11 protein-coding genes and 1 tRNA gene are annotated in these 12,982 nt (G+C 66.8%); 7 read left to right on the plus strand and 5 right to left on the minus strand.

The window, feature by feature from the left end; translation table 11 throughout:
• Positions 1–13: 13 nt before the first annotated feature.
• Positions 14–337, plus strand: a complete 324-nt coding sequence (locus tag K6L26_RS31645; RefSeq protein ID WP_342394408.1) for an Rv3654c family TadE-like protein — start codon at positions 14–16, stop codon at positions 335–337.
• Here the strand turns inward: K6L26_RS31645 and K6L26_RS04585 are convergent.
• Together K6L26_RS04585 and K6L26_RS04590 are read right to left on the minus strand one after the other, a co-directional pair.
• Positions 334–1,359, minus strand: coding sequence for a PAS domain-containing protein (locus K6L26_RS04585; protein ID WP_085140925.1), 1,026 nt, complete (start codon positions 1,357–1,359; stop codon positions 334–336). The genes K6L26_RS31645 and K6L26_RS04585 overlap by 4 nt on opposite strands.
• 290 nt (positions 1,360–1,649) lie before the next feature.
• Positions 1,650–4,007, minus strand: a complete 2,358-nt coding sequence (locus K6L26_RS04590; RefSeq protein WP_065062690.1) for a DEAD/DEAH box helicase — start codon at positions 4,005–4,007, stop codon at positions 1,650–1,652.
• A gap of 298 nt (positions 4,008–4,305) precedes the next feature.
• Here K6L26_RS04590 and K6L26_RS04595 point away from each other — a divergent pair, with 298 nt between their 5' ends.
• From K6L26_RS04595 to topA, 3 genes are all read left to right on the plus strand, one after another.
• Entirely contained in the window at positions 4,306–4,509 is a 204-nt protein-coding gene (locus tag K6L26_RS04595) for a cold-shock protein (protein ID WP_003882601.1), read from the plus strand.
• Between the two features lie 96 nt (positions 4,510–4,605).
• On the plus strand, positions 4,606–5,199 hold the full coding sequence (locus K6L26_RS04600) for a hypothetical protein (protein WP_019343265.1): 594 nt from the start codon (positions 4,606–4,608) through the stop codon (positions 5,197–5,199).
• A 103-nt stretch (positions 5,200–5,302) separates the two neighbouring features.
• Positions 5,303–8,125 (plus strand): type I DNA topoisomerase, encoded by a 2,823-nt coding sequence (gene topA / locus K6L26_RS04605; RefSeq protein ID WP_036391367.1) that lies wholly within the window; start codon positions 5,303–5,305, stop codon positions 8,123–8,125.
• Between the two features lie 5 nt (positions 8,126–8,130).
• On the opposite strand, the gene K6L26_RS04610 is transcribed toward topA, so the two are convergent.
• Positions 8,131–9,735 carry an adenylate/guanylate cyclase domain-containing protein gene (locus tag K6L26_RS04610; RefSeq protein WP_036391368.1) on the minus strand — a complete coding sequence of 535 codons (1,605 nt, stop codon included), beginning with the start codon at positions 9,733–9,735 and terminating at the stop codon, positions 8,131–8,133.
• Positions 9,736–9,817: 82 nt separating this feature from the next.
• Between K6L26_RS04610 and K6L26_RS04615 the strand changes: the two genes are divergently transcribed.
• The gene (locus tag K6L26_RS04615) at positions 9,818–11,026 is read left to right on the plus strand and encodes a DNA polymerase III subunit delta' (RefSeq protein WP_221852789.1); all 1,209 of its coding nucleotides are present in this window, start codon (positions 9,818–9,820) and stop codon (positions 11,024–11,026) included.
• A gap of 56 nt (positions 11,027–11,082) precedes the next feature.
• Positions 11,083–11,158, plus strand: a tRNA-Thr gene (locus K6L26_RS04620).
• On the opposite strand, the gene K6L26_RS04625 is transcribed toward K6L26_RS04620, so the two are convergent.
• The gene (locus K6L26_RS04625; RefSeq protein ID WP_221852790.1) at positions 11,159–12,040 is read right to left on the minus strand and encodes an alpha/beta fold hydrolase; all 882 of its coding nucleotides are present in this window, start codon (positions 12,038–12,040) and stop codon (positions 11,159–11,161) included.
• Between the two features lie 49 nt (positions 12,041–12,089).
• Between K6L26_RS04625 and K6L26_RS04630 the strand changes: the two genes are divergently transcribed.
• The gene (locus tag K6L26_RS04630; protein WP_076213220.1) at positions 12,090–12,617 is read left to right on the plus strand and encodes a hypothetical protein; all 528 of its coding nucleotides are present in this window, start codon (positions 12,090–12,092) and stop codon (positions 12,615–12,617) included.
• Here K6L26_RS04630 and K6L26_RS04635 read toward each other — a convergent pair.
• The gene (locus K6L26_RS04635) at positions 12,614–12,979 is read right to left on the minus strand and encodes a carboxymuconolactone decarboxylase family protein (protein WP_076213218.1); all 366 of its coding nucleotides are present in this window, start codon (positions 12,977–12,979) and stop codon (positions 12,614–12,616) included. The genes K6L26_RS04630 and K6L26_RS04635 overlap by 4 nt on opposite strands.
• Between the last annotated feature and the right edge of the window lie 3 nt (positions 12,980–12,982).

The following is a 12,982-nucleotide window of genomic DNA, read 5'->3' on the forward strand; positions in this document are numbered from 1 at the left end:
ATCGACCACACTGGTGGCCGCGGCCATGATTGCGATGCTGATCGTCTTCGCCGCGGGCGCTGCATATCTGGGCGCTGCGGTGAGCGCCCGGCACCGAGCTCAGGCCGCGGCTGACCTAGCCGCGGTGGGCGCCGCGGCCGCCGTGGTGTCCGGTCCGGATGCGGCGTGCCGACAGGCTACTGAGATCGCGGCTCGGATGCGGTCGGTCCTCGGCGACTGCCGGATCGACGAACTCGACGTGGTGCTCGAGGTGGCGACGCCGGTTCGTCTCGGCCGGTGGGGAGTGGGGCCGGCCCGGGCAGCGGCTCGTGCGGGGCCGGTGAACGTCGGGAACTAGTCGATGGGGTCGAGGGCTGCTGCGGCAACCTCGTCATCGGTGGGCAGGCGCATCGATATCAGCCCCGCGAAGATGTTCTCGTCGAGTTCGACCCGGTTGATCGTCATGTGGACGGGGCGCCAGTCGCTGCCTTCGGCGCGCATTCGCAGCACAGCGGCGGTGGTGCCGCCGGAGAACTCCGTCGTCATCCTGGCCATGTGCCGGGCGTCGGCCGGGTGGATGCGGGCCGGCCCGCCGTCGCGGTTACGCCAGTCGAAGAAGGGTGCCGGATCGTCGAGCCACTTCAGCAGCTTCCAGTTGTCCAGATCGACCAGGGCTCGGTGCACGCCGGGCTGCGCCAGCCCGTTGAGAATGCGCTGGGCCAGGTTGTCGGGCCGTTCCACGGGAGCTTCTCGTTCAGTGCGCCAATTCATCGCGCGGGAGATGAGTTTCTCGGAGCCGTCGTCTTGTGGTTCGAGCAGGACTCGGGCCACGAATCCGACGGTGATGGGCTCCCCGAGGTGGTCGGTGACGTCCCAGGTGGTGCACAAGGTGTGGCCGACGACGGGTTTGATCGTCATCGCCAGGACCTTGGCCTCGGTGCCGTTGAGATCCTTGGCGGGCAGGTCGTCGGCGAACGCCCGGTCGTGGGTGGCTTCGGTTTCCGGATTCATGCCGCTGTTGATCAGCGATTCGGGGGTGTCGGTAGCCACGCCTGCGGTCAGGTCCCAGACCAGCGGTCCCGGGACGGGGCGTTGCGGTGGTTCGATATCGCTCGGCCCGATCCAGATGTGCACGCCGTGGATGCGTCCATCGGACATCCGCACCACTTCGGTGCGGATTACGCGGTCATTCTTGGTTGTGATGCTGCTGAGGCCCTGGCCGGCCTGCACGGTTTCCCTGATGGCGGTCTGTATTGCCATCAGGTGCGGATTTCGGCGCAGAAACACACTGATCGGGACGAGGTTCTTTGTCTGCAGACCTCGTGCGACCACAACAGGCTCGCTACCCAGTGTCTCCACGAGCAGCCAGTCGTGGTTCATGATCGGCATTTTACCGGCGGGAACGTACCTTTCCGCACGGCTGAGTAGACGCCGGGACACGACGGAATCCGCACCGCAATACTTCGGATCACGGTCGCGGGTATGTGGACTTTGCGTCTGCCGGCTTGCAAACATGAGCGAGTTCACGTAATTTGCCACTGCGCCCGGCCTCCGGGATTGGGAACGGATCGCGTTGTCCGACCGTTCGTCGCAACGTCTGTGTGTTCGGCGTGGCCGAATGCAGCCACGTGGTTGTCGATCCGCGGAGTCGGCCGTCGAGGGGTCGGTCGTCAACGCGGTCGGGGGATAGACGCTGAGGACGTACTCAGCGCGCCGAGCACCAGGCGGAGCACTTTCACCGCACCGGATTTGTCCAATGGGTCGTTGCCGTTTCCGCACTTCGGCGACTGCACACATGACGGGCAGCCCTGCGGGCACTCGCACGCTTCGATCGCGTCGGCGGTCGCTGCCCACCACGTACTGAGATTGCGGAATCCGCGGTCGGCGAAACCGGCTCCGCCGGGATATCCGTCGTAGACGAAGATCGACGGCAGACCGTCGACCGGGCCGACGGCCGTCGAGACTCCGCCGATGTCGCCCCGGTCGCAGCTGGCCACCAGCGGCAACAGCCCGATCGAGGCGTGTTCGGCGGCGTGCAGGCTCCCAGGAACGCGCAGTGGGTCAATCCCGCTGTCCTGTAAGGCTTCTGGCGTAATCGTGCACATCACGGCCATGGTGTCCAGGGTGCTCGGCGGCATGTCCAGTTCCACGAAATCGATGACCTCGCCGTCCAGGCGGCGGCGCAGGTAGCCGACCACGGTGTTGGTGACGGACACCGGAACCAGTCCGACGGTGACCGGACCGAACGTGCTGCGCTCGCCAGGACCGGTGACCGTGATGTCAGTGAGTTCTCTGGCGAAAGTGCTGTAACCGGGATCCGCGGCGTAGACGAATGCAACACCGTCCTCGAACGACAATGAGTCGACCAGATATGTCTCTCCCTGGTGCAGGTACACCGCGCCCGGGTGCAGCGAGGCGGCCGCCCGGCCGGCTGCCGTACTACCCAACATCCGTCCGGTATCGGCTTCGAGGATCGCGATCTGGCCGCCGCTGGAGCCGCGGATGTCGACCGCGGGGTGCGGATCCACCCCGGGAGCGGGGAAATAGCCGCCCGGGCGTTTGCGCAACAAACCGTCGTCGACGAGGGTGCCGGCCACCGCCTCGGCGTTCCACAGCCGCACCTCGGCCTCGGTGAGTGGCAGCTCGGCTGCGGCACAGAGCAATTGCGGTCCCAGTACGTGTGGATTCGTCGGGTCGATCACCACCCGCTCGATCGGCTTGTCCAACAAGGCCGCCGGATGGTGCACGAGGTAGGTGTCCAGTGGGTCATCGCGGGCGATCAACACGATCAGCGCGCCCTGGCCGCGTCGGCCCGACCGGCCCGCCTGCTGCCAGAACGAGGTGACGGTGCCGGGAAACCCCGCCATCACCACCGCATCCAGCCCGGCGATATCGATGCCGAGTTCCAGCGCATTGGTGGTGGCCAGGCCGCGCAGTCTCCCGTCAGTCAGCGCGGCTTCCAGCTCGCGCCGGTCCTCCGAGAGGTAGCCCGCGCGGTAGGACGCCACTTGCTCGGCGAGTTCTGGCGCGGTGTCCTCGAGTCGGGCGCGGGTGCCCAGCGCGGTCAGCTCGGCGCCGCGCCGGGACCGGACGAATGTCAAAGTCCTTGCCCCCTCGGCCATCAGGTCGGCCATCACCCTGGCGGCTTCGGCGCCGGCCGAACGACGTACGGGTGCGCCGTTCTCTCCGGTCAGATCGTCCAGCAGCGCAGGCTCCCACAGTGCGATGGTGCGCGCGCCCTGGGGTGAGCCGTCCTCGGTCACCTCGGCGACTGTCTGCCCGATCAACTCCGCGGCGGTCTCGGCCGGTGATGCCGTGGTGGCGCTGGCGAAGATCACCGTCGGCCCCGAACCCTCAGGGGAGTAGCGCTCACACAACCGCAACAGTCGGCGCAGCACCATCGCCACGTTGGAGCCGAAAATGCCACGGTAGTAATGGCATTCGTCGACGACGATGAACTTGAGGTGGCGGAGGAACACGGCCCAGCGGGCATGGTTGCGCAGCAGCGACAGGTGGATCATGTCCGGGTTGGAGAAGATCCAGCGTGATCGCTCCCGGGCGAACCGGCGCACCTCGGTCGCACTGTCGCCGTCGTACGGCGCCGGTGCGACGTCACGCAGGGCGGCCACGGCCTCGGTCAGAGCTTGTGCCGTGCGCAGTTGGTCGTGGCCGAGCGCCTTGGTCGGCGACAGGTAGAGCACCCGTGCCTGCCGGTTTTCGGCCAAGGTCGACAGGATCGGAAGTTGGTAGGCCAAAGACTTGCCCGACGCGGTTCCGGTGGACACGACGACGTGGCGTCCGTCGTGCGCGAGCTCGGCAGCGGCCAGTTGATGCGACCACGGCGCGGTGATCCCGCGCTCGGTCAAGGCCCGCACGACCTCCGGATGTGCCCACTGCGGCCAACGAAGTGGTTTGCCGTGTCGCGGAGGGATATCCGCAACATGGCGTAGCGGATCTTCGTCGGCCGGGGTGCCCTCGACAGCGCAAGCGAGCAGCTCACGGCCGAAATCCGACCCCTGATCCAGCACTGTTCTGCCTCCTGCGATGTACCCTGCCGACGTCGGCCCGGATTTGTAAACGAATTGTTCACCACGCGCCGTACGCCAAGACTGTCGCAGTCGACCCGAACATGGTTGACTGATCACGGTCGCAGCTTCTGTGTTTGTACTCGCACTCGCAGGATCGTCGTTGCGATCGCGGTTCCTGCGAGGGTTGTAGGTCGGGCAGTTCCGGTCGACTCGCGCGTTGGTATGGCGGTCGGAACGGGCCCGGTACATCGGAAGTCGGTGGACCGCACCCGGTTGAAAGAGAAGGAAAGAACAAAAGATGCCACAGGGAACTGTGAAGTGGTTCAACGCGGAGAAGGGCTTCGGCTTCATTGCTCCGGAGGACGGCTCTGCCGACGTGTTTGTCCACTACACGGAAATCCAGGGCAGCGGATTCCGCACCCTGGAGGAGAACCAGAAGGTTGAGTTCGAGGTCGGCCAGAGCCCCAAGGGGCCGCAGGCCACGGGTGTTCGGGCCATCTGAGCCAAACAAACCCACGGGACACCCCCGCGTGAGTCCACATCGGACACCGCGGGGGTGTTCGCGTTTTTGCGGCTCGAGCTGGCTTAGTGTCGGCTTGTGAGCCAGCTGTCCTTCTTCTCGGCCGAGTCGGTGCCGCCCGCGGTGGCCGACCTGACCGGGGTTCTCGCCGGCCCGGGGCAGGTGGTGCTGGCGAGCGTCGGCGGCCAGCAGGCGGCCCGGATCTCGGTGGTTGTCGACGAACTGTGGCGCGCCCACGGCCTGGCCGAGATGATCAGCGACGCCGGCCTCATATCGGAGATATCGCGGACCGACGAGAACAACCCGCTGGTGCGCACCGCGCTGGACCCGCAGTTGATGCTGATCGCGGGGGCCTGGACCAGGGGTGCGGTCAAAACCGTCCCGGCCGGCTGGCTGCCCGGGTCCCGCGAGCTGCGGGCCTGGACGCTGGCTGCGGGCACGTTCGAGGCGGACGACCGCTACCTGCTCGGATTGGACCCGCATGCGCCGGACACCCACGCGGCGCTGGCCGAGGCGATGATGCGGGTGGGAATCGCCCCGACCTTGATCGGGACCAGAGGCTCGCATCCGGCTCTGCGGATCAGTGGGCGACGACGCCTATCGCGCCTGGTGGAGAACGTCGGGGAACCGCCCGGGGACGCCGCGGCGTTGGCGCATTGGCCTCGTATTTAATGATGCACACGCGGAGAGCCGGTTTGCGTAGGCTCGCGCGTAATGCGAAATTGTCAGTTGCCGGGCGTGGCGCGGCAACTAAAGAAGTGGAGCGTAGGCACAGTTGGCTGGCGATAGCGGCAGCGGTAGCAAGGGGAATGTCCGGCGACTCGTAATTGTCGAGTCGCCGACCAAGGCGCGCAAGATCGCCGGCTACCTGGGCTCCAATTACGTGGTCGAGTCCTCCCGCGGGCATATTCGTGATCTGCCCCGTAATGCCGCCGACGTGCCCGCCAAGTACAAATCCGAGCCGTGGGCGCGGCTCGGGGTCAATGTCGACGACAACTTCGAGCCGCTCTACATCGTCAGCCCCGACAAGAAGAGCACGGTCACCGAGCTGAAGGACCTGCTCAAGGGCGTTGACGAGCTCTACCTCGCGACGGACGGTGACCGCGAGGGTGAGGCGATCGCCTGGCATCTGCTGGAGACCCTGAAGCCCAAGGTGCCGGTGCGGCGGATGGTGTTCCACGAGATCACCGAACCGGCCATCCGCGCTGCCGCGGAAAACCCGCGTGACCTGGACATCGCCCTGGTCGACGCGCAGGAAACCCGGCGCATCCTCGACCGCCTCTACGGCTACGAAGTGTCGCCGGTGCTGTGGAAGAAGGTGGCGCCGAAGCTGTCGGCGGGCCGCGTGCAATCGGTGGCCACGCGCATCATCGTGCAGCGCGAGCGGGAGCGCATGGCGTTCCGCAGCGCCGGCTACTGGGACGTCAGCGCTGAACTCGACGCGTCCGTGTCGGACCCGCAGGCCACCCCGCCGCGGTTCACCGCCAAGCTCAACACCGTCGACGGCCGCCGCGTCGCCGCCGGCCGTGATTTCGACTCGCTGGGGCAGCTGAAGAAGCCCGACGAGGTGCTCGTCCTCGACGAGGCCAGCGCCGGAGCGCTGGCCGCCGGGCTGCGCGGCGCCCAGCTGGCCGTCAGCTCCGTCGAGCAGAAGCCGTACACCCGCCGCCCTTACGCGCCGTTCATGACGTCGACGCTGCAGCAGGAAGCCGCCCGCAAGCTGCGGTTCTCCTCAGAGCGCACCATGAGCATCGCGCAGCGGCTGTACGAGAACGGCTACATCACCTACATGCGTACGGACTCGACGACGCTGTCGGATTCGGCCATCAACGCCGCCCGCAACCAGGCACGTCAGCTCTACGGCGACGAATATGTGCATCCGTCCCCGCGCCAGTACACCCGCAAGGTGAAGAACGCGCAGGAGGCGCACGAGGCCATCCGACCCGCCGGTGACGTGTTCCAGACCCCGGGCCAGCTGCACGCCCAGCTCGACACCGACGAGTTCCGGCTCTACGAGCTGATCTGGCAGCGCACCGTCGCCTCGCAGATGGCCGACGCCCGCGGCACCACGCTGTCGCTGCGCATCGCCGGTACCGCCCGCGGCGGTGAGCAGGTCGTCTTCAACGCGTCGGGCCGCACCATCACGTTCCCGGGCTTCCTCAAGGCTTACGTCGAGAGCATCGACGAGTTGGCCGGCGGCGAGTCCGACGACGCCGAGAGCCGTCTGCCGAACCTGACGCAGGGCCAGCGCGTCGACGCCGCCGATCTGACCGCCGACGGCCACCAGACCAGCCCGCCGGCCCGCTACACCGAGGCCTCGCTGATCAAGGCCCTCGAAGAGCTCGGTATCGGCCGCCCGTCGACCTACAGCTCGATCATCAAGACCATCCAGGACCGCGGCTACGTGCAGAAGAAGGGCAGCGCCCTGGTGCCGTCCTGGGTTGCCTTCGCCGTGGTGGGCCTGCTGGAGCAGCACTTCGGCCGGTTGGTGGATTACGACTTCACCGCCGCCATGGAGGACGAGCTCGACGAGATCGCCAACGGCCAGGAGCAGCGCACCAACTGGCTGTCGAACTTCTACTTCGGCGGTGAGCACGGCGTCGAGGGCTCGATCGCCCGGTCCGGTGGCCTCAAGCACCTCGTCGGCGGCAACCTCGAAGGCATCGACGCGCGAGAAGTCAACTCCATCAAGCTCTTTGACGATGACGAGGGTCGAGCCATCGTGGTTCGGGTGGGTCGTAACGGGCCGTACCTGGAGCGCATGATCGCCGATCCGGACAATCCGGGTGAGCTCAAGCCGCAGCGGGCCAATCTCAAGGACGATCTGACCCCCGACGAGCTGACGCTGGAACTGGCCGAGAAGGCTTTCGCCACACCGCAAGAGGGGCGGGTGCTGGGTGTCGACCCGGCGACCGGCCACGAAATCGTGGCCAAGGACGGACGTTTCGGTCCCTACGTCACCGAGATCCTCCCGGAACCCCCGGAAGATCCGGATGCGGGGACGACGGCCAAGAAGGGCAAGAAGCCGACCGGCCCCAAGCCGCGCACCGGATCGCTGTTGCGCTCAATGGATCTGGAGACCGTGACGCTCGACGACGCGCTCAAGCTGCTGTCGTTGCCGCGCGTGGTCGGCGTCGACCCGTCGAACAACGAGGAGATCACCGCGCAGAACGGCCGCTACGGCCCATACCTCAAGCGCGGCACCGACTCTCGCTCACTGGCCACCGAAGAGCAGATGTTCACCATCACCCTCGACGAGGCGCTCAAGATCTACGCCGAGCCGAAACGCCGTGGGCGCCAGGCCGCTGCTGCCCCGCCGCTGCGTGAGCTGGGCACCGACCCGGCCTCGGGCAAGCCGATGGTGATCAAGGACGGCCGCTTCGGTCCCTACGTCACCGACGGTGAGACCAACGCCAGCCTGCGCAAGGGCGATGACGTGGCCTCGATCACCGACGAGCGGGCTTCGGAACTGCTGGCTGACCGTCGCGCCCGTGGACCGGTGAAGAAGGCCGCCAAGAAGGCGCCGGCGAAGAAGGCCGCCAAGAAAGCCGCCGCCAAAAAGGCCCCGGCGAAGAAGGCCGCTGCCAAGAAGTCCTGAGCAGGCTAGCCGGTCACGTCGCTTTCGGCTTCGCGCGCCAGATCGCGCGGCAGCACCAGATTCATCGGACGGGCCAGTTGGGTGGGCACCGTGCGCCCGCGCAGCTCGACGATCTCGCCGACATCCCAACTCAGCGCCTCGGCATCCAGAGCACCGCTGACCGCGATGGCCGAGGCCAGCACGTGGCCTTCCTCCAGCTTGGCCAGCTCGGTGAGACGGGCAGCCTCGTTGACCGGGTCGCCGATCACCGTGTACTCGAAACGGGCCTGCGCACCGATGTGACCGGCGATCGCGCGCCCGGCCGAGACACCGATACCGAACTCGATATCGCTGCCCAGCACGCTCAGCAACTCGTCGTGCAGTTCGCGCGATGCGGCCAGCGCGCCGCCCGAGGCGTCGGGATGCTCGATGGGGGCGCCGAAGATGGCCAGCGCCGCGTCGCCCTGGAACTTGTTGACGAATCCGCCGTGACGGTTGACGGTGTCGACGATGACCCGGAAGAACTCGTTGAGGAGGTTCACCACGTCGCCGGCCGGGATCGTCGACGCCAGATGCGTCGAACCCACCAGGTCCACGAACAGCACCGCCACGTCGCGTTCCTGCCCGCCCAGCTCGGTGCCGCGCTCGAGGGCGCGTCGGGCCACGTCCTCACCGACGTAGCGGCCGAACAGGTCGCGCAACCGTTGCCGCTCGGCCAGCTCGCGCACCATGTCGTTGAACCCGGCCTGCAGCAAGCCCAGCTCGCTGGCGTCGTAGATCTGCATGTGTGCGTTGTAGTTGCCGCGCTGCACCTCGCCCAGCGCCCAGCGCAGCTGGCGCAGCGGATCGGCGATCGACATCGCCACCAGCACGGTGCTGGACAACCCGATCACCAGGGCGGCGATGGCCAGCAGCAACAGTGGCGTGATGAGCCGGTCCGCCGATGCGGTGAGGATCGAGAACTTGCTGGCCACCAGGGCCAGCACGATCGCCAGGACCGGGACACCGGTCGACAGCACCCAGGTGAGTACCTGGCGCAGGATCACCCCGGGGGCGCGGAAGTTCTCCGGCACCCCGCCCCGCAGCGCGGCCACCGCGACCGGACGCAGCACGCGCTCGGACTGCAGGTAGCCGATGATCGCGGTGGCGGTGGCGCCCAAGGCGGTGGCGACCAGGACCACGGGTGCGGACTTACTGGCCACCGGCCAGCTGGCCACGATGAACACGATCGAACCGAGGAACCAGTTCGTAACGCTGATCAGAGTGCGGTAGAAGGGCATCTTCAGCGCCCGCACACGGGCCAACTCGGTGATGGCAGGGTCCGACTTGGACAGCAGGGTGTCGCGACGCTGCCAGCGAATCACGGGGATGAGCAGGCGCAGCGCCAGGTAGGCGCCGATGGTGAACGAGATGAACAGGTAGCCCAGGAAGATCGCCAGATTGAACACCGGCAGGTCCTGGAGCTGGATGCGATCCTCGGGCGGCAGGCCGAAACGCAGGAAGCCCAGCACGAAAAGTGCGCCGATGATGTCGGCCTGCAACATGCCCAGCGTGAACACCGGCCACGGGGTGCGCGCCACCCATCGCGCGAATGCACCGATTCGCGCGATAGGGATGGGCTCCGTGGTCACCCGTTCACCGTATCGGGCCGCAGGGACGTTGAGCGCCTGCTGTGACGTGGTTGTGTCGGCTTGACCACTACTGTTGGGGACGATGAGCGGGGTCTTTTCGCGGCTGGTGGGTCAGCATGCGGTGGAACAGGAGCTGGTGGCGGCCGCGTCGGCCGCCCGGGGTGATTCGCCACACAGCGGCACCACCGTCGGGACCATGACACATGCCTGGCTGATCACAGGGCCGCCCGGGTCCGGACGTTCGGTGGCGGCGCTGTGCTTCGCCGCGGCGCTTCAGTGCACGTCAGAGGGGACGCCGGGGTGTGGGGAGTGCCGGGCGTGCACGACGACGATGGCCGGTACCCATGCCGACGTACGCCGCATCGTGCCCGAGGGCCTGTCGATCGCGGTCAAGGAGATGCGCGAGATCGTCCAGATCGCGTCCCGGCGGCCCGGGACCGGCCGCTGGCAGGTGGTGGTGATCGAGGACGCCGACCGGCTCACCGAGGGGGCGGCCAATGCCCTGCTGAAAGTGGTGGAGGAACCGCCGGCCTCGACGGTGTTCCTGCTGTGCGCGCCGTCGGTGGATCCCGAGGACATCGCGATCACCCTGCGCTCCCGGTGCCGGCACGTCGCGTTGACGACGCCCTCGGTCGACGCGATTGCCGACGTGCTCATTTCCGGTGATGGGCTACCCGAGGCGGATGCCCGCTGGGCGGCCTCGGTCAGCGGCGGGCATGTGGGCCGGGCCCGCCGGCTGGCGACCGATCCCGAGGCCAGGGAGCGCCGGAAACGCGCGTTGGGGCTGGCCCGGGATGCGGCGACGCCGGCACGGGCCTTCGCGGCTGCTGAGGAGATGGTCGCGGTCGCCGAGGCCGAGGCGCTGGCGTTGACCGCCGGACGCAACGAGACCGAGACCGAGGAGCTCAAGACGGCACTGGGTGCCGGCGGCACCGGAAAAGGCACCGCGGCCACCACCCGCGGCACCGCGGGGGCACTCAAAGAGCTGGAGAAGCGGCAGAAATCCCGGCAGACCCGGGCTTCGCGTGATGCGCTGGACCGGGCCCTCATCGATTTGGCCACCTACTTTCGCGATGCGCTGCTGGTTTCGTCAGGAGCCTCGTCGGTGACCGCCAATCACCCGGACATGTCCGAGAAAGTGGTGGCCATGGCCGAGCACGTGCCGCCGGACCGGCTGCTGCGCTGCATCGAGGCGGTGCTGGAATGTCGCGAGGCGCTGGCCATCAACGTCAAACCGAAGTTCGCGGTCGACGCCATGGTGGCCACCGTCGGGCAGGCGCTGCGAGGGTGACTTTGGAGGCTCGGGCATGGCTGCCGTAGACTCGTGCCGCCCGGTTCGCCGAGCGCGCCACCCTAGCTCAGTCGGTAGAGCAATTCACTCGTAATGAATAGGTCAGGGGTTCGATTCCCCTGGGTGGCTCCACTATTTTGTTTTCGCCCCGTACGTGGTCGCCAGGAACTCCTCGACCAGCGGGACTACTTCGTCGAGGTGGGTTTCCAGCAGCCAGTGTCCGCCGCCGAGCAGGTGGATCGGCGCATCGGGCAGATCACGTCGGTACGCCCGGGCGGATTTCTCCGGCATGTAGCCGTCGTGCGGGCCCCAGACGATCAATGCCGGCGGCTGGTGCTCACGCAGGTAGGACTGTTCGTCGGCGAACCACTCCAGGGTGGTGGGTTGGTCCTCCAGCAGCCGGATCAGGTTGGCGATGCGCTCCGGTGTGCACATGAGAGACCAGTGCAGTGTCCATAGGTCAGGGCTGATCCGGTCGGCTATGTCGTCGGGAAGTTCACCGCGGAACTCGGTTTCGAAGCCGTGCAGGGTGACGTGCTGGGCGATCCTGCGTCGCGCGTCAGGTCCGGGGTTGTTCCACGATTCCTTGAGGAAGTCGTATTTCGGGCCGAAGGCGTCCTCGTAGATATCGCCATTCTGAATGACAAGGCCTGCAACGCTTTCCGGACTCGCGATGGCAAGCTGGAAACCGAACTGAGAACCGTAGTCGTGTAACCAGATGACGTAGCGATCGAGACGCATGGTGTCGACGAACGACTGCAGAAAGCGGCTGTAAGCGGTGAAGGTGTACTCGAAGTCATCGGCCGACGGCGTTGCGCTGTAACCGAATCCGGGTAGGTCGGGCGCGACGAGCCGCCATCGGTCGCCGAGGCGCGCCATGAGGTTGCGGTAGACGTAGGAGGAGGCCGGGTAGCCGTGGGGAAGCAGTAGTACCGGGGCGTCGACGGGACCGGCGGCACGATAGAAGGTGTCAACACCGTCGACGGTGGTCCGATGATGGGTTACTACGGTCACGCACTTCGAGTACCCGTTTCGCCACTTTCATCGCGATAGGCTCACCGCCATGGCACGGACAGTGGTGGGCGTGGCTCTCGTAGCTGCGGTTTCGCTGGCATCTCCGGCGGCGGCCGCCCCGGGCCAAGTTCCTGATCTGGGCGGCTACATTGCAGTGCGCGTCCAGGACTACTCCACGTACTACAACTACCCGACGACCAACGGCGCCCAGTTCGTCACCCCGGGCGGATATCGATGCCGGATCACCTACACCGGCCGTGCCAATCCGCCGATGAAGCAAGCCAGCTGCTGGGGCGAGCTGCCCGGTACGTCGAGCAACATGGTCAGCGTCTTCGCGGCCATGTCAGTCGAACCGGCGACGTTTTCCACCGGCGATCTGGCCGACATGGAGAATTACACGGACTACAAAGAGCCGCGCGACCGCACGGTCGACCCGGCTGACTACAAACTGCTTCCCGCCGGCAGCAGGCTCGACTACCCCGATACCGGGACGTGTGCGGTCACCGAAGTGAGCACGGTGTGCGTGGTCGGTGACCACGGCTTCGAGTTGTCGCAGCGTGGGAGCCGCGTCTTCTAGTCCTTGCTGAGCGCTTCACGCGCCACGTTGCGGGCAGTATTCGCGGCAGGGAACCCCGCGTACCCACTGGCGTGGTAGATGACCTCGGCGATCTCGTCCTCGGTAAGGCCGTTGCGGAGGCCGATCCTGACGTGTGACTCGAACTCATCGGTGGCCCGTAGGGCGATCAAGATGCCCATGGTGACCAGGCTGCGATCACGGCGGCTCAGGCCGTCACGGCTCCACAACCGGCCGAAGACGTTGTCGACACCGATGCCCATCAGCTCGTCACCGAAGGACCCGTCGGGTTCGACAACATTCGACGGCAGGTGCGGCACCATCTCCTGGAGGACCCGCAGGCCTTGTTCACGTACCTCAGTCATGCC

The organism is Mycobacterium farcinogenes, from assembly GCF_019739075.1.
Taxonomy (GTDB): domain Bacteria; phylum Actinomycetota; class Actinomycetes; order Mycobacteriales; family Mycobacteriaceae; genus Mycobacterium; species Mycobacterium senegalense.

What these genes read in the sequence shown, in the direction of transcription:
- K6L26_RS04615 (WP_221852789.1), top strand. Translation starts at nt 9,818, where the DNA reads ATGAGCGGGGTCTTTTCGCGGCTGGTGGGTCAGCATGCGGTGGAACAG.
- K6L26_RS04635 (WP_076213218.1), bottom strand. Translation starts at nt 12,979, where the DNA reads ATGACTGAGGTACGTGAACAAGGCCTGCGGGTCCTCCAGGAGATGGTG.
- K6L26_RS04595 (WP_003882601.1), top strand. Translation starts at nt 4,306, where the DNA reads ATGCCACAGGGAACTGTGAAGTGGTTCAACGCGGAGAAGGGCTTCGGC.
- K6L26_RS04585 (WP_085140925.1), bottom strand. Translation starts at nt 1,359, where the DNA reads ATGAACCACGACTGGCTGCTCGTGGAGACACTGGGTAGCGAGCCTGTT.
- K6L26_RS04630 (WP_076213220.1), top strand. Translation starts at nt 12,090, where the DNA reads ATGGCACGGACAGTGGTGGGCGTGGCTCTCGTAGCTGCGGTTTCGCTG.